A 15,362-nucleotide genomic window follows, 5' to 3' on the forward strand; every position below is an offset into this window, starting at 1 on the left:
CGTCCGCGCCATGTTGGGGATCAGCAGGCGCACGGCCATGAAGGCGGCGGCTGCGACGGTGGCGTCCGTCGCGGTCTCGGTCAGTATCGTGCTGTTGCTGGTGCCGATGCTCGGTGGGCAGCCGGATGGTCCGGGCTTCTGGATGAGCGTGCTGTGCCCGCTGCTGATTGCCGGCCCCGCCAGCACCTGGCAGTTCCACCAGACGGAAACCATCGCCCGCCAGCGCGATGCGATCGCCCGCATGCATGTGAAGCTGGAGGACGCCCACGCCGAGCTGCAGCGCCTGCATGCCGACCTCGGCGAAAAGGCGCGCACCGATGCCCTGACCGGCGGCCTCAATCGCGGCGCCTTTTTTGCCGCGCTGGAGGAGGCGGTCGCACACGGCAGGGGGGCGATGGCGCTTATCGTTGCCGATGCCGATCACTTCAAGACAATCAACGACGGCTTCGGCCACCTCGTCGGCGACGACGCGTTACGCCGGATCGGCGGTCTGATGGCGGACACGATCGGCAGCATCGGCATCTGGGGTCGGATCGGCGGCGAGGAGTTTGCAGCACTTTTGACCGATACCGGGCGCAGCGCGGCGATCGAAGCAGCCGAGCGCCTGCGGCTCGCCGTCGCGGAAACGAAGCTCCTGGCCGACGAGCGGCCGGTTTCCCTGAGCGTCAGCATCGGGATCGCCTGCGCGAATGCGCCCTGTGCGCCGATCGACCTTTTCCGCCGCGCCGACGACGATCTCTATCGCGCCAAGTCCGGTGGCCGCAACCGCATCGTCATCGACGGGCGCGAGGTGGTTGAAATCGCTGCCTGAGGGCGGGGCGGGGGCCTTGAGCAAGGCCCTGGGTCAGCCCCGGAATGCGCTCAGTCATCCTCCCGCCGCTCCCTGAAGAACTGCCGCAGGATCTCCGCCGCCTCGCCCTCGCGGATGCCGGAATAGACCTCGGGCGCGTGGTGGCACGTCGGCTGCCCATAGAAGCGTCCGCCATGGTCGACGCCGCCCCCCTTCGGGTCCTCGGCGCCGTAGTAGAGCCGGCGGATGCGGGCAAACGAGATCGCCGCGGCGCACATGGCGCAGGGTTCAAGCGTCACGTAGAGGTCGGCGCCGGTCAGCCGCTCCCGGCCGAGGAGGGCGGAAGCCGCGCGGATCGCCTCGATCTCGGCATGCGCGGTCACGTCGTTCCGCTCGCGGGTGCGGTTACCGCCACGACCGACGATCGCGCCGTCGACCACCAGTACCGCGCCGATCGGCACTTCGCCGCGCTCGCCCGCGCTGCGGGCCTCCGCCAGTGCCTCGTCCATGAAGCTATTCGACATTTCCGCTCAGAATTCCTCTTAACCCGGACCGCCTGACCTGATACGACACGCCAAAACGCTAGGCAAACTTCAAATGACATCCAAAGACAAGCCAAGACGGCCGGCCGCCCGGCCCTTCGACCGCGATCGCAAGCCGCAGGACGGCGCCCACAAGGCGGGCGCCGGGAAACCGGGCGGCAAGAAGCCCTTCGGCGCCGGCGCGAAATCCGGCGGCGCCGCCAGGAGCGAGCGCGGCCCTTCAAAGGCGACAGGCGACAAGACGGCCGGCAAGAACGAGGGCGCGCGCGCAGCCTCGGGCAAGCCGGAAAAGGCGCGGCCCGCTCTGTCCGCCGGCGTTGCCGATCACGCAGCGGTGCAGGCCCCCGAGCGCATTTCCAAGCTTCTCGCTCGCGCTGGCATAGCCTCCCGCCGCGATATCGAGCGCATGATCATGGAAGGCCGCGTCAGTGTGAACGGCGTCGTGCTCGACACGCCCGTTCTCAATGCCACCTTCGCCGATCACATCGAGGTCGATGGCCAGCCGATCCGCGGCATCGAGCGCACGCGACTGTGGCTCTACCACAAGCCCGCCGGCCTGGTGACGACCAACGCCGACCCCGAAGGTCGCCCGACGGTGTTCGAACGCCTGCCGGAGGACCTGCCGCGCGTCATGTCGATCGGGCGCCTCGACATCAACACCGAGGGCCTGCTGCTGCTGACGAACGACGGCGGCCTCGCCCGCGTGCTGGAACTGCCGGCGACCGGCTGGCTGCGCCGCTACCGCGTCCGCGCCCACGGCAAGATCGAGCAGGAAGCGCTCGATCAGCTGAAGGAAGGTATCGCCGTCGAGGGCGTGCTCTATGGCGGCATCGAGGCGACGCTCGACAAGGTGCAGGGGTCCAACGTCTGGATCACCATGGGGCTTCGCGAGGGCAAGAACCGCGAGATCAAGAACGTGCTCGGCGCGCTCGGCCTCGAGGTCAACCGCCTGATCCGCATCTCCTACGGTCCGTTCCAGCTCGGCGAGCTGCCCGAGGGCCATGCGCAGGAGATCCGCGGACGCACGCTGCGCGACCAGCTCGGCCCGCGCCTCATCGACGAAGCCAAGGCGAACTTCGAGGCGCCCCTGTTCGACCAGGGGCCCGGCGAAAAGGAAGAGGCGCCGGCGACCCCCGCCAAGGGCGGCTGGGAACGCGGCGTCCGCGAGAAGGACGGCGACCGTCGGGAACAGGCGCGCGCACGCCTCGACACGCGGCGTGACGACGGCGGCCGCGAGGCCCGCTTCGGCGAGCGCGGTACGGACAAGCGTGGCGGCGCAGGCAAGCACGGCGGTGCAGACAAGCGCGGCCGCGACGACGACCGTTTCTCCGATCGGCCGAAGCACGAGCCCGGCGGCCGCGCCCGCAAGTCCAACGTCTGGATGGCGCCCGGCGCCCGCCCCGTCGCCGAGAAGAAGGCGAAGGCTGCCGAGGGCGAAGACGCCGTGAAGCGCGAGCCGCGCACCCGCCCCGAGGGCGCGCCGAAGACGAAGCGCTACGGCCGCACCCGCGACGGCGAGGCGACCCGGTCCAGCCACAAGTTCGATCCCGACCGCAAGCACGCGTCCGGCCGTACGGCCACGGCCCGTCCCGGTTCGGATCGCGGCGAACGCAAGGCGCGCGTGCTCAATGCCGAAGAGGGCGGCGACTGGATCCGCGCCAGCGAGCCCGAACGGAGCCCGCGCGACGAAGGTGGTCGCGGCGGCTTCGGCGAGCGGCCACGTCGCGATTTCGGCGACCGTCCGCCCCGCAGCGATCGCGGCCCGCGCGAGGATCGCCCATCCCGTGAGGACAGGCCGTTCAGCGAGGACAGGAAGCCGCGCGGCAAGTCGTTCTCCGGTGAGCGGTCGTTCGGCGACCGTCCTGCAGGCGAGCGCGGCTTCGGCGGCAAGCCAGGCGGAAAATCCTTCGGCGGCAAGCCTTCTGGTGGCAAGTCCTTTGGTGGCAAGCCTGCCGGGGGCAAGCCCGGCGGCAGCAGGGCAGGCGGCAAGCCGGGCGGAAAACCGGCCGGTGGACGCCCCGCTGGCGGCAAGCCGCGCGGACGGGGGAACTGACGCGCCGTGCGCATCGTCGGAGGCACATTCCGCGGCCGCACGCTGGCGACGCCGAAGGGTGACGACATCCGTCCGACGACGGACCGCACGCGCGAGAGCCTGTTCAACATCCTCAGCCACGGCTACCCCGAGCATATCGAGGGCGCCCGTGTGCTTGATCTGTTCGCAGGAACCGGCGCCGTCGGTCTGGAGGCGGTTTCCCGCGGCGCGCGGGCGGCGCTGTTCGTCGAGCAGAGCGTCGAGGGCCGCGGCCTGATCCATACCAACGTCGAGGCCTTCGGCCTGCAGGGCCGGGCCAAGATCTTCCGGCGCGACGCGACCGCGCTGGGCACGGTCGGGACGGTGGAGTCGTTCGACCTCGTCTTTGCCGATCCGCCCTATGGGCGCGGCCTCGGGGAGAAGGCGCTGGAGGCGGCGGCGAAGGGCGGCTGGCTGGTGCCGGGGGCGCTTGCTATTCTGGAGGAGCGTGCCGATATTGCCCCGGCCGCTATCGATGGCTTCGACCCCCTTGAGATTCGCACCTTCGGCGATACGCGGATGCATTTCTACCGGTACACGCCCGGCTGATCGCCCGTCAGGCTATCCCCTACTAGCCCGAGCCGATCTTGCGTGATGGAGGTTCCATGTCGAGCGATGCCCTTGCCCCGCAGACGTCCGTGCGCGCCACCGGAGACGCCACGGTGTCGATCGCGCTTGGTGGCGGCGGCGCGCGCGGCCTGGCGCATATCCATGTGATCGAGGTCCTGGACGAGCTCGGTATCCGTCCGCAGCTCATTGCCGGCTCCTCGATCGGCGCGATCATGGGGGCGGCGATGGCGGCGGGCCTGAGCGGCCGCGAGGTTCGCGAACACACGCTCGACGCCGTGGGCAGGCCCGGCGAGGCACTCGGCCGCATCTGGGGCCTGCGGCCGGCGACGCTGTCCGACTTCTGGACCAACGGCCTGCGCATCGGCCAGTTCAACCTCGAGCGCGTCCTGCGCGCCTTTCTCCATCCCGACATGCCCGATCGCTTCGAAGAGCTGAAGATTCCGCTGAAGGTCGTCACGGCCGATTTCTATGCCCAGCGCGAGCATATATGCGAGACCGGCGCACTCTTTCCGGCGATTGCCGCCTCCGCCTCCCTGCCGGCCCTGTTCATGCCGGTCAGGATCGACGGCCGCGTGCTCGTCGATGGCGGCCTCTGGAACCCGGTCCCCTTCGACCATCTGGCCGGCACAGCAGACATCACCGTGGGCGTCGATGTCGTCGGCCGCCCGTCCGGCGACGAGGGCCAGATCCCGAGCGGCATCGACAGCCTCTACGGTGCCAGCCAGCTGACGATGCGGGCGCTGATCGAGCTGAAACTGAAGCAGGGCGCCCCCGACATCTTTCTCCGCCCCGAGGTCGGCCGCTTCCGTGTCCTCGATTTCCTGCGCGCAAAGGAAATCCTGCAACACACCGAAGGCGTCCGCGAGGAGTTCAAGCGGGCGCTCGACGTCCAGTTCGAGCGACATGCGCGCAAGCACAGCTGAAACCCGCCGCGCGAACGATCGCAGCGGCCGACGGTCTCAATCGACCGCCGGCTGCGTTTCGGGGACGATCAGATCGTCGTCCTCGTCGGCGATCTGCTCGGTGTGCTTCGGCTTGATCAGCGGCTCCGGCCGGACCGGGCGCGAATGCAGCATGTCGCGCCCGGCGGCCAGCCCCTCGGCGGCCTGCAGGTTGAGGCGGGCCTCGTCGCGGCGGCGGATGTCGTTGGTGATCGCCCGCGCCTCCTCGTCCGCGACGCCCAGCGCCTCGAGCGTCTTTCTTCCGAACACCAGGCCGGATTCGAAGGTCTCGCGCACCTCGAGGTCGACGCGGCGCGACCGCAGCGAAAGCGTGTGGATGCGGTCGTAGGAGCGCACGAAGACCCGCGCATTGGGGTACTCGGACTGCACCAGGTCGACGATCCTGTCGGTGATCTCCGCCTTGTGGGTGCAGACGGCGACGAGCTTGGCCCGCTCGATGCCGGCGGCGCGCAGCACCTCCTTGCGCGTACCGTCGCCGAAATAGATGCGGAAGCCGAAGCTTGCGGCCTGGCGGATACGGTCGGCGGAAAAGTCGATGATGGTGACGTCGCGGCCGCTGGCGAGCAGGATCTGCGAGGCGATCTGGCCGAAGCGCGAGAACCCGACCATCAGCACGTCCGAACCTGCGCCTTCGAAGTCCTCCTCGATTTCCTCGCGCGCGTCGTCCTTGATCAGCACGCTGGAGAGAAGGGCCGCGATCGGGGTCAGCGCCATCGAGACGGTGACGATCACCACGAGCAGGGAGGCGACGGCGGGGGAGAACACGCCGGAGGTGGCGGCGGCCGAGAAGAGCACGAAGCCGAACTCGCCGCCCTGCAGCAGAAGCAGCGCCACCCGGACCGCGTCGTTGTGCGGCGATCGCCCCATGCGGCAGATCAGGTAGATCACGATCGCCTTCACCACCATCAGCGCCGGTACGGCTATGAGGATGATCTGGTAGTTGCGGAACACGACGTCGATGTCGAGCGACAGGCCGACGGCCATGAAGAAGAGCGCGAGAAGAACGCCGCGGAACGGCTCGATGTCCGCCTCCAGTTCGTGCCGGTAGGAGGATTCCGAAAGCAGCACGCCGGCGAGGAAGGCGCCCATGGCCATGGAGAGGCCGGCGAATTGCAGCAGCGTCGCCGAACCGAGCACGACGAACAGGGCGGCCGCGATCATCGCCTCGCGTGCGCCGGTCCGGGCGATGATCTGGAACAGCGGGTTGAGGACGTAGCGTCCGATCGCCAGCATCGACAGGATCGCGGCGACGGCGACCAGGAAGTCCTGGAACGCGGTGGTCGTGTCCTCCGGAGCCTGCTTGGCGAGCAGCGGGATCAGCGCCAGGAGCGGCACGATGGCGAGGTCCTGGAACAGGAGCAGCGAAAAGGCGCGCTGGCCGTAGCGCGTATTGGTGTCGCCCTTCTCGTCGAGGATCTGCAGGGCGAAGGCGGTGGAGGAAAGGGCGAGGCCGAAGCCGATGATCAGCGCCGCCTGCCAGCCCTCCACGCCGAGCAGGAGCGCCAGCGCCGTCAGCGCCAGCCCCGTCGCCACCACCTGCACCGTCCCGAGCCCGAAGATCTCCCGCCGCAACTGCCAGAGGCGCGAGGGCTGCAGTTCCAGCCCGATCAGGAACAGCAGGAAGACGATGCCGAGTTCGGCGACCCCCAGGATCTCCTCGCCGTCGTGGATGTAGTGCAGGATCGGGCCGATGACGACGCCCGCGGCCAGGTAGCCCAGGATCGTCCCGAGCCCCAGGCGCTTGAAGATCGGCGCGGCCAGAACGGCCCCCCCGAGGAGAATCAATACTTCGGCGAACAGCGCATGCGTATCTGCCATGCGGATGGGATTCCTTCGGTATGTGGAGTGGCGGGAGGCAAGAATCACAGGCCAGCCCTTGATGCCCCCGCCAGTGCACAATAAATGGGACAGGAATGAAAGGCCAAATCATGTCAGAGACCATCGATTCCGGAAGCCTTCTCGCTCGTGCCGGAGAGCTGATCGACCGTGCCGTCAAGGCCGGCGCCGACGCCGCCGATGCGGTCGTGGTTCGCGGCGCTTCCCGTTCCGTCTCCGTGCGCCTCGGCAAGGTCGAGGGGACGGAGGCCTCAGAGAGCGACGATTTCTCGCTTCGGGTGTTCGTCGGCAAGCGCGTGGCGAGCGTCTCGGCCAATCCCGGCTTCGACCTGCAGCAACTGGCAGAGCGCGCGGTCGCCATGGCCAAGGCCTCGCCGGAGGATCCCTTCGCCTCGCTCGCCGATCCTTCCGATCTCGCCCGCGAATGGCCGGATCTCGATCTCTTCGATCCGACCGAGGTTTCCTCCGACACCCTGACCGAGGCAGCACTTGCGATGGAGGCGGCTGCCCTTGATGTTGCCGGCGTCAGCAATTCGAGCGGCGCAGGCGCGTCCGCCGGCATGGGCGGCCTCGTCCTCGTCACTTCGCATGGGTTTGCCGGCGCCTACAGCGCCAGCCGCTTCGGCCGTTCCGTCAGTGCGATTGCCGGCGAGGGAACGAAGATGGAGCGCGACTACGACTACGACAGCCGGCTCTATTTTGGCGAATTGCGCGATGCAGCCGAGATCGGCCGGATGGCCGGCGAACGCGCGGTCAAGCGCGTCAATCCCAGGCAGGTCCCGACGGCCAAGAACGTCACCGTCGTTTTCGATCCGCGGATGGCGCGGGGGATCGCAGGGCATATCGCCGGGGCGATCAACGGTGCTTCCGTGGCCCGCAAGACGAGCTTCCTGCGCGACAAGATGGGAAAGCAGGTGTTGAAGGCGGGGCTTTCGGTGACCGACGACCCGCTGGTCGTGCGCGGCTCGTCCTCGCGGCCGTTCGACGGCGAGGGCGTCAAGGGCGAGCGCCTGGTGATGATCGAGGACGGCGTGCTGAACCACTGGTTCCTCTCCACCTCGACGGCAAACGAACTCGGGCTTTCCACCAACGGCCGCGGCGTGCGTGGCGGCACGGCGGTGAGCCCGGCGAGCACCAATCTCGCGCTCGAGCCCGGCGACATCCTGCCCGAGGACCTGATCCGCCAGGTCGGCACCGGCTTCTACGTCACCGAACTGATCGGCCACGGCGTCAACATGGTGACCGGCGAATACAGCCGCGGTGCCTCCGGCTTCTGGATCGAGAACGGCGAGCTGGCTTATCCGGTCTCCGAGGTGACGATCGCCTCCAGCCTGACCGACATGTTCATGCGGATCACGCCGGCAAGCGACATCGACCGCAAGTTCGGCGTTGCCGCGCCGACGCTGGCGATCGAGGGCATGACGCTGGCAGGTCTCTAGGGTCGACGAGCGTTGCGCGGGCCTTTTCGACAGGCGCGCGCCTCCAATACCGCGGCCGGTCTTGAATAGGCCTTCATTGGACGCAATCGAGCGCCATCTGAAGTGTTGGGCGCAACGCGCCCGGAAGCGGAAACGGACAATGGACACGCCGGCCGGCAATACGCGATACCGATGGGCGGACGATCTCGATCTCCTGCAGCGTGCCGTGAGTGCTGCGGGCGAGCGGGCGATGGAGTTCTTCCGCAACGGGCCGGAGGTCTGGTGGAAGAATGAGGGGCGCTCCCCCGTGAGCGCCGCGGACATCGCCGCCAATGACCTGTTGAAGTCGATGCTGCTCACCGCCCGGCCCAACTACGGCTGGCTGTCGGAGGAGACCGACGACGATCCGGCGCGCCTTTCCTGCGAGACGCTGTTCGTGATCGATCCGATCGACGGCACCCGCGCCTTCATCGCCGGCAAGGATCTCTGGTGCGTGAGTGCGGCGGTGGTGCACCGCGGACGCCCCGTTGCCGGCGTGCTGTTCGCGCCTGCGCTGAAGGAAGTGTTCGCTTCGGTGGAGGGCGGGCCGGCGCTGAAGAACGGGAAACCCGTCCGCGTGTCCGAGCCGGACGGGGTGCATCCGCTGCGCCTTGCCGCCGCCGAGGACATGGTATCCCGCCTCGACCGGGCCGTGCTCGGGGCAGTGGAGCGCATCCCCCACGTGCCGTCGCTGGCCTATCGGCTGGCGATGGTCGCGGACGGCCGGATCGACGGAACGCTGGTGAAGACCAATTCGCAGGACTGGGATCTCGCCGCAGCCGACCTCATCCTCGCCAATGCCGGCGGCGGGCTCGTCGACCTCGACGGCAGGCCGCTCACCTACAATCGCCCCGATGTCCGCCACGACGTGCTTTGCGCCGCGGGATCGCCCTTTCTTGGAAGGTTGATAAGCGCCGCAGGTGGCCTTCACGGCCATTGACCTTTTCGCCCGGATGCCTCAAACCCTGTGTGAAAAATACCACTATTGATGAGATGAAAATGACAGAGACTGGCGACAGCAAGCAGCTCCTGCACCTCGTCTTCGGCGGCGAGCTGACGACGCTGAAGGAAGTTAAGTTCCGCGACCTCGAGAAGCTGGACATCGTCGGGATCTATCCCGACTACGCCTCCGCCCTCGTGGCCTGGAAGTCGAAGGCGCAGCAGACCGTCGACAATGCGCACATGCGCTACTTCATCGTCCACATGCACAAGCTGCTCGATCCCGAAAACGGCTGATGCCTTCACTTCGCCTCCCGGCGTCCCGTAACGCCGGGGGCCTACCGATGACCGGAACTCCCATGAAGCCCAGCGGACGGATCATTGCAGCCAGGGGGTGCCGATGAGCAGGGCCCTGGCGCGCTTCGCATTGACCGCCTATCGCTGGGTCGGCCTCGGCCTGTACCCGGTCATGCGGCCTTATCTCGCCATCCGCGCGGCCAAGGGCAAGGAGGAGCGCGGGCGTCGCCGCGAGCGCTTCGGCCATGCCAGCGTCGAGCGGCCGGCCGGCCCGCTCGTCTGGTTCCACGCCGCAAGTGTGGGCGAGACCAATGCGCTGCTGCCGCTGGTCCGCGAGGTGCGCCGCCGCGGCATCAACGTCGTGCTCACCACCGGCACCGTCACCTCCGCCCGCGTCGCCCGCCAGCGCCTCGGCGACACGGTCATCCACCAGTATGTCCCCCTCGACCTCAAGCCGACCGTCAGCCGCTTCCTGGACCACTGGCACCCGGACCTTGCGGTGATGGCGGAGTCCGAGATCTGGCCGATGACGATCCTGGAGCTCGGCGGCCGCCACATCGCGCAGGTGCTGGTCAACGGGCGCATGTCCGACCGGTCGTTCCAGCGGTGGAAGAAGCGCCCGGCGATCGCCGATGCGCTGTTCGAGAAGTTCGCCCTGGTCGTCGCGCAGTCGGACGTGGATGCGGAGCGCTTCCGCGCGCTGGGGGCTCTGCCGGTGATCGTCACCGGCAATCTCAAGGTCGAGACCGACGCGCCGCCCTATGATCCGGCCGTACTTGCCGGCTATCTCGGCCAGCTCGGCGAGCGGAAGACCTGGGCGGCCATCTCCACCTTCGAGGGCGAGGAGATGGCGGCAGGCTCCGTCCATCGTGCCCTGAGGGAGCGCACCGGGCTGCTGACGATCATCGTCCCGCGCCATCCCGAGCGGTCTGACGCGATCGAGGAAGCGCTTGTCGCCAAGGGGTTGAAGGTCGCGCGCCGGACGCGCAATGATCCGCTCACCGCGGACACGGATATTTTTCTGGGAGACACGATCGGCGAGATGGGGCTTTACCTGCGCATGACGGAAATCGCCTTCGTCGGCCGCTCGCTGTTCGGCGAGGGCGGGCAGAACCCGCTGGAGCCGGCCATGCTCGGCTGCGCCGTCCTGTCCGGTCCCAACGTGCAGAATTTCCGCGACAGCTACCAGCGGCTCGCCAAGAGCGGCAGCGCCAAGATGGTGCGCGACGTCGAGATGCTGGCCAAGGGCGTCGGCTATCTCCTCAGCCATGCCGACATGCGCAACAAGATGATCGAGGCGGGCCATGACACGGTCCACGAGATGCGCGGCGCGCTGGCCGACACCATCCGTGGGCTGGAGCCCTACCTCAATCCATTGACCGTGAAGGCGCGGCTGCATCCGCGCGAAATGTGACGAGCGAGCCGACATGACGAACGCCCAGGCCATATCCGGTATCCTGTTCGACAAGGACGGCACGCTGCTCGACTATGCAAAGAGCTGGGTGCCGGTGAACTACGAGCTCGCCCGCATCGCAGCCGGGGGCGACGAGGACCTCGCGCGCCGGCTTCTGGCGGCCTGCGGCATGGATCCCGATAGCGGCCACGTGGCGCCCGACACGCTGCTTGCGGCCGGCAACACCGTCGAGATTGCCGAAGGCATGGTCGCCGCCGGCTCGCCGATGGGAACAGCCGAGCTCGCCGCACTGTTCGACGGCCTTTTCGCGCAGTCGGCCTCGATGGCGGTGGCCGTGACCGACCTTGCCGGCTTCTTTTCGGCGTTGCATGCCAAGGGATACAGGCTCGGCGTCGCCTCGAGCGACAACGAGCGGTCCATCCGCGAGACGGCCCGCCGCTTCGGGTTCGAACAGTATCTCCACTATGTCGCAGGCTACGACAGCGGCCACGGCGTCAAGCCCGAACCCGGCATGGTCCTCGGCTTCTGCGAGGCGACCGGTCTCGATCCGCATGAGGTGGCCGTGGTCGGCGACAACAACCACGACCTGCACATGGGGCGAAGCGCCGGCGCCGGGCTGACCGTCGCCGTCCTCACCGGCACCGGATCGCGGGACTCTCTGTCCTCGGCCTCTGACTACTGCCTCAACGACATCACCGAACTGCCCGCGCTCCTGCCCGCCGAAGGTCCGGCGCGGGCAGCGCGCGCCTGAAACCGTTGCATTCGTTCGATTTCCGGGCTTTGTTGTCTGCGCGGGCGTCCCGACAGGGCGTCTGCGGCGCATCCGAGGGGAGTGCGCGGTTCGAGCGAACGGGGCATGCCGTCGCAGGATGGCAGGATCGGGGGAAGTGAATGGTTTCTGAGGCTCCGCCCTTCTGGTGGACGAAGCCGGACTGGCGTGCCTATGCGCTGTGGCCGGCCTCACGGCTCTACGGCCTTGTTGCGGGCGCGCGGATGCGCCGGGCGCGCCGGGCTTCGGTCCCGGTGCCGATCGTCTGCGTCGGCAATTTCACCGTCGGCGGCGCCGGCAAGACGCCCACCTCGATTGCGCTCGCTCGCGCGGCAACGGCCCGCGGCCTGCGCCCGGGCTTCCTCAGCCGCGGCTATGGCGGCTCGCTCGACGTCATCACCGTCGTCGATCCGGATCGCCACAGGGCCCGCGACGTCGGCGATGAACCGCTGCTTCTGGCGCGCGAGGCGGTCACGGTGATTTCCCGCCGCAGGGTCGGCGGCGCGCGCCGGCTGGTCGACGAGGGCGTCGACGTCATCATCATGGACGATGGCTTCCAGAGCGCCAGGCTTGTCTTCGACTATGCGCTGCTCGTGATCGATTCACGGCGGGGGCTCGGCAACGGCTACCTGGTCCCGAGCGGCCCGGTGCGTGCACCGCTTCAAGAGCAGTTGCGCCAGACCTCGGCCCTACTTGTTGTCGGAGACGGCAAGGCGGCCGATGCGCTGATCCGCCGGGCCGCCCGCGCCGGCAAGCCGGTGCATACGGCAAACCTTGCGACGGTGGATGCTGGCGACCTCTCCGACCGCGCCGTGCTCGCCTGGTCGGGCCTTGCCGACAACGAGAAGTTCTTCCGCACCGTCGAGGGCACCGGCGCCAGCCTCTACGCCACGCGCAGCTTCCCCGACCATCACCACCTGTCCGACGACGAAGCGGTCGAGATCCTCGATTACGCCGACGCCCATGACTATGCGATCGTGACGACGGCGAAGGACAGCGTGCGACTTGCCGGAGAGCACGGGTCAGCGGCGGCGCTGAAGGAGAAAAGCAGGGTGATCGAGGTCGAGATCCGCTTCGACGATCCGCGTGCCCCCGACAAGATCATCGACGCGGCACTGGCTTCGGCGCGAAAGCGCAGGCTCGAGGGCGCGAGGCCGGGCTGAAGCAGTTTTGGGCAATGCCAAAGCGGGGAGGGATCCCTCCGCCTCAGCGTTGTGCCGGGTGGCCGCCCGCGAGCAGTTCCGCCTTCAGCGAGGCGGCGGCATCGGCATAGGCCTCCTGGCGGGCGACGCTCCAGTAGCGCAGCTCGTCGAGCGGAATCTGCTCGCCGGTGACGGCACAGACGACGTAGGAGCCCGGCACCAGGATCTGGAAGTCCGCGTCGAGATAGCGGATCTTCGCCTCGCGGCTCCCATTTCCTTCCAGTCGGTTCATCATCCGCATCTCCTGTTGGTCTCGCCGCCGGCGACGCTCGCCCGGTATAGTGCGCGACGGTCGCTGCAATAGTCTGGACCGTTGCATTCGCACTGCCCCTCAATTCCGCCCGGGCCGAGGAACCGTGCGCCGGCAATTCGAAAACCCCTGCCGCGAATGTCACCCGTCCCGCAGCCGTCAGCCCGCCATGATGGCGGCAACGGCGGCATTCCCTGTGCCATATCGCGACCTTCGCGCGATTTCCAGCACTTTCAGCTTCGCCCGAAAAGACGCTCGATATCGGCGAGCTTGAGCTCGATATAGGTCGGCCGTCCGTGGTTGCACTGGCCGGAGCCGGGCGTGACCTCCATCTGGCGCAGGAGCGCATTCATCTCTTCCGGCCGCATGCGCCGGCCGGAGCGTACCGAGCCGTGACAGGCCATGGTCGCGGCCAGATATTCCAGCCGGCTGGCAAGACCGTTTGCGGTGTCCCACTCGGCGAGCTCGTCGGCGAGCTGGCGCACCAGCCCGGCCGCGTCCATCTCGCCCAGCATCGCCGGCGTCTCGCGCACGGCGATTGCACCGGGGCCGAAGCGTTCGATGCCGAGGCCGAGGATCGAGAGGTTCTCTGCATGGGCGACGAGCCGGTCGCAATCGTCCTCCGGCAGGTCGACGATCTCGGGAATGAGCAGGGTCTGGGCGGCGACGGGCCGCGAATGCAGGGCGTTACGCATCGCCTCGAACACAAGCCGTTCGTGTGCGGCATGCTGGTCGACGATCACGAGGCCGTCTTCCGTCTGCGCCACGATGTAGTTCTCGTGCAGCTGCGCGCGCGCGGCCCCGAGCGGATGGCGGACCGGCTCCTGCACGGCTGCCGCATGGCTGGATGCCGGCATCGGTTCCGCCCGGGCCGATGGTTGGATCCCCATGTCGAAACCCGCCTGGTCGAAGCCCGCCTGCTGCGCCTCGGCAAAGCCGTTTGCGGCCGGCATCGGGTCCAGCGGCCGGTAGGGAGACGCCGGCGGTGTCCATGGCTGCGCCGGCCGCTGCTGTTCGGGGCGGAAGGCGCGCATGAGGCCGGCCGCCCCCGTCGTCGCTGCGCGGTCGCCCTCGCGGGAGAGCGCCTGCCGGATCGCGCCGATGATCAGCCCGCGCACGAGGCCCGGATCGCGGAAGCGCACGTCGGACTTGGCCGGATGGACGTTGACGTCGACGAGCTCGGGATCGATCGCGATTTCCAGCACCGCGATCGGATAGCGGCCGCTCGGAATGGTCTCGGCATAGGCCGCCCGCAGCGCCGACCAGACCAGCTTGTCCTGCACCGGCCGGCCGTTGACGAAGGCGAACTGCTGCAGGCTGTTGCCGCGGTTGAAGGTGGGCACGCCGGCAAAGCCGGAAAGCCGCACGCCCTCGCGCTCGGCATCGATCTCGATCGCGTTGTCGCGAAAGTCCTTGCCCAGCACCTGGGCGATGCGGGCCAGCCGGTCGTCGCCGGTGGCCGGTAGTTCCAGCGTCGAGCGGTCCGGTCCCGAAAGGACGAAGCGGACGGCGGGAAAGGCAATCGCCATGCGGCGGACGACCTCTGTGATCGCAGCCGCCTCCGCCTTCTCGCTCTTCATGAATTTCAGCCGCGCGGGCGTGGCGAAGAACAGGTCGCGCACCTCGACGACGGTGCCGCGGTTGGCCGGCGTCGGCCGCACCGGCTCGACCCTGCCGCCGGTCACGGCGATCTGCGAGCCTTCCGGGGCATCGCCGGTCCGGCTCTGGATCGTGAGCTTCGCCACCGAACCGATCGAGGGCAGCGCCTCGCCGCGAAATCCGAGGGTGCGCACGTCGTGGAGGCCGTCGCTGATCTTCGACGTGCAATGGCGCCGCACCGCCATCGCCAGGTCCTCCGGCGACATGCCGAAGCCGTTGTCGGCAACCCGCAGCAGCGTCTTGCCGCCGCCGGCGGTCGCGATCTCGACGCGGCTGGCGCCGGCATCGATGGCATTCTCGATCAGCTCCTTGGCAGCGCTCGCCGGCCGTTCGATGACCTCGCCCGCGGCAATCTGGTTGATGAGGGTCTCGGACAGCAGCTGTATCGTCATGGCCGCTATTTTCGGGGATTCGGCTGTCCGTGGGAAGGGAGAAAGCGCCATCGAAGCGGTTCTCCAGTCGTTTCCATGGTTTCCGGAGGGCGGCCAGCCGCCGGGTTTAATTCAGCTTTAATAAAATACTGCCAACGTCTGCATCTCGCTTGTATGAGCACAAGCTGGCCGGCAAACCCGGCGGACATGTTCAGCGTCGCTGGCCGCTGGCT

General features: G+C 68.2%; 14 protein-coding genes. 10 read left to right on the forward strand and 4 right to left on the reverse strand.

Going from position 1 to position 15,362, the window contains the following annotated elements; translation table 11 throughout:
• Positions 1–10: 10 nt before the first annotated feature.
• Positions 11–811, forward strand: coding sequence for a GGDEF domain-containing protein (locus GGQ64_RS04685; RefSeq protein ID WP_281380490.1), 801 nt, complete (start codon positions 11–13; stop codon positions 809–811).
• 50 nt (positions 812–861) lie between these two features.
• Here GGQ64_RS04685 and GGQ64_RS04690 read toward each other — a convergent pair whose 3' ends face one another.
• A complete protein-coding gene (locus GGQ64_RS04690; protein WP_246422330.1) occupies positions 862–1,314 on the reverse strand; it encodes a nucleoside deaminase in 453 nt (150 codons plus the stop codon).
• A 73-nt stretch (positions 1,315–1,387) separates the two neighbouring features.
• On the opposite strand from GGQ64_RS04690, the gene GGQ64_RS04695 reads away from it, so the two are divergent.
• From GGQ64_RS04695 to GGQ64_RS04705, 3 genes are read left to right on the forward strand one after another with little or no spacing between them, the layout of a single operon-like run.
• Positions 1,388–3,385 (forward strand): pseudouridine synthase, encoded by a 1,998-nt coding sequence (locus GGQ64_RS04695; RefSeq protein ID WP_183799837.1) that lies wholly within the window; start codon positions 1,388–1,390, stop codon positions 3,383–3,385.
• Positions 3,386–3,391: 6 nt separating this feature from the next.
• The gene (gene rsmD, locus GGQ64_RS04700; RefSeq protein WP_183799839.1) at positions 3,392–3,952 is read left to right on the forward strand and encodes a 16S rRNA (guanine(966)-N(2))-methyltransferase RsmD; all 561 of its coding nucleotides are present in this window, start codon (positions 3,392–3,394) and stop codon (positions 3,950–3,952) included.
• 56 nt (positions 3,953–4,008) lie between these two features.
• Positions 4,009–4,896 (forward strand): patatin-like phospholipase family protein, encoded by an 888-nt coding sequence (locus tag GGQ64_RS04705; RefSeq protein ID WP_183799841.1) that lies wholly within the window; start codon positions 4,009–4,011, stop codon positions 4,894–4,896.
• Between the two features lie 36 nt (positions 4,897–4,932).
• On the opposite strand, the gene GGQ64_RS04710 is transcribed toward GGQ64_RS04705, so the two are convergent.
• Positions 4,933–6,753 carry a monovalent cation:proton antiporter-2 (CPA2) family protein gene (locus GGQ64_RS04710; RefSeq protein WP_183799843.1) on the reverse strand — a complete coding sequence of 607 codons (1,821 nt, stop codon included), beginning with the start codon at positions 6,751–6,753 and terminating at the stop codon, positions 4,933–4,935.
• A gap of 110 nt (positions 6,754–6,863) precedes the next feature.
• On the opposite strand from GGQ64_RS04710, the gene GGQ64_RS04715 reads away from it, so the two are divergent.
• The 6 genes from GGQ64_RS04715 to lpxK all read left to right on the forward strand — a co-directional run bounded on the left by GGQ64_RS04715 (position 6,864) and on the right by lpxK (position 12,810).
• The gene (locus GGQ64_RS04715) at positions 6,864–8,210 is read left to right on the forward strand and encodes a TldD/PmbA family protein (RefSeq protein WP_183799845.1); all 1,347 of its coding nucleotides are present in this window, start codon (positions 6,864–6,866) and stop codon (positions 8,208–8,210) included.
• A 139-nt stretch (positions 8,211–8,349) separates the two neighbouring features.
• On the forward strand, positions 8,350–9,168 hold the full coding sequence (locus GGQ64_RS04720; protein WP_183799848.1) for a 3'(2'),5'-bisphosphate nucleotidase CysQ: 819 nt from the start codon (positions 8,350–8,352) through the stop codon (positions 9,166–9,168).
• A gap of 59 nt (positions 9,169–9,227) precedes the next feature.
• Positions 9,228–9,464, forward strand: a complete 237-nt coding sequence (locus GGQ64_RS04725; protein WP_183799851.1) for a DUF4170 domain-containing protein — start codon at positions 9,228–9,230, stop codon at positions 9,462–9,464.
• A 103-nt stretch (positions 9,465–9,567) separates the two neighbouring features.
• Positions 9,568–10,878, forward strand: a complete 1,311-nt coding sequence (gene waaA, locus GGQ64_RS04730) for a lipid IV(A) 3-deoxy-D-manno-octulosonic acid transferase (protein WP_183799854.1) — start codon at positions 9,568–9,570, stop codon at positions 10,876–10,878.
• Positions 10,879–10,891: 13 nt separating this feature from the next.
• Positions 10,892–11,629, forward strand: a complete 738-nt coding sequence (locus tag GGQ64_RS04735) for an HAD family hydrolase (RefSeq protein ID WP_183799857.1) — start codon at positions 10,892–10,894, stop codon at positions 11,627–11,629.
• A gap of 140 nt (positions 11,630–11,769) precedes the next feature.
• Positions 11,770–12,810 (forward strand): tetraacyldisaccharide 4'-kinase, encoded by a 1,041-nt coding sequence (gene lpxK / locus GGQ64_RS04740; protein WP_183799860.1) that lies wholly within the window; start codon positions 11,770–11,772, stop codon positions 12,808–12,810.
• Between the two features lie 43 nt (positions 12,811–12,853).
• Here the strand turns inward: lpxK and GGQ64_RS04745 are convergent, their stop codons facing one another.
• Positions 12,854–13,084 (reverse strand): DUF2093 domain-containing protein, encoded by a 231-nt coding sequence (locus GGQ64_RS04745; protein ID WP_183799863.1) that lies wholly within the window; start codon positions 13,082–13,084, stop codon positions 12,854–12,856.
• Positions 13,085–13,332: 248 nt separating this feature from the next.
• Entirely contained in the window at positions 13,333–15,150 is a 1,818-nt protein-coding gene (mutL, locus tag GGQ64_RS04750; protein WP_183799866.1) for a DNA mismatch repair endonuclease MutL, read from the reverse strand.
• Between the last annotated feature and the right edge of the window lie 212 nt (positions 15,151–15,362).

The sequence above is a fragment of the Mycoplana azooxidifex genome, assembly GCF_014196765.1.
GTDB lineage: Bacteria > Pseudomonadota > Alphaproteobacteria > Rhizobiales > Rhizobiaceae > Mycoplana > Mycoplana azooxidifex.

What these genes read in the sequence shown, in the direction of transcription:
- GGQ64_RS04690 (WP_246422330.1), bottom strand. Translation starts at nt 1,314, where the DNA reads ATGTCGAATAGCTTCATGGACGAGGCACTGGCGGAGGCCCGCAGCGCG.
- GGQ64_RS04735 (WP_183799857.1), top strand. Translation starts at nt 10,892, where the DNA reads ATGACGAACGCCCAGGCCATATCCGGTATCCTGTTCGACAAGGACGGC.
- GGQ64_RS04695 (WP_183799837.1), top strand. Translation starts at nt 1,388, where the DNA reads ATGACATCCAAAGACAAGCCAAGACGGCCGGCCGCCCGGCCCTTCGAC.
- GGQ64_RS04685 (WP_281380490.1), top strand. Translation starts at nt 11, where the DNA reads ATGTTGGGGATCAGCAGGCGCACGGCCATGAAGGCGGCGGCTGCGACG.
- lpxK (WP_183799860.1), top strand. Translation starts at nt 11,770, where the DNA reads ATGGTTTCTGAGGCTCCGCCCTTCTGGTGGACGAAGCCGGACTGGCGT.
- GGQ64_RS04725 (WP_183799851.1), top strand. Translation starts at nt 9,228, where the DNA reads ATGACAGAGACTGGCGACAGCAAGCAGCTCCTGCACCTCGTCTTCGGC.
- GGQ64_RS04710 (WP_183799843.1), bottom strand. Translation starts at nt 6,753, where the DNA reads ATGGCAGATACGCATGCGCTGTTCGCCGAAGTATTGATTCTCCTCGGG.
- GGQ64_RS04715 (WP_183799845.1), top strand. Translation starts at nt 6,864, where the DNA reads ATGTCAGAGACCATCGATTCCGGAAGCCTTCTCGCTCGTGCCGGAGAG.
- GGQ64_RS04720 (WP_183799848.1), top strand. Translation starts at nt 8,350, where the DNA reads ATGGACACGCCGGCCGGCAATACGCGATACCGATGGGCGGACGATCTC.
- GGQ64_RS04705 (WP_183799841.1), top strand. Translation starts at nt 4,009, where the DNA reads ATGTCGAGCGATGCCCTTGCCCCGCAGACGTCCGTGCGCGCCACCGGA.
- mutL (WP_183799866.1), bottom strand. Translation starts at nt 15,150, where the DNA reads ATGACGATACAGCTGCTGTCCGAGACCCTCATCAACCAGATTGCCGCG.
- GGQ64_RS04745 (WP_183799863.1), bottom strand. Translation starts at nt 13,084, where the DNA reads ATGATGAACCGACTGGAAGGAAATGGGAGCCGCGAGGCGAAGATCCGC.
- waaA (WP_183799854.1), top strand. Translation starts at nt 9,568, where the DNA reads ATGAGCAGGGCCCTGGCGCGCTTCGCATTGACCGCCTATCGCTGGGTC.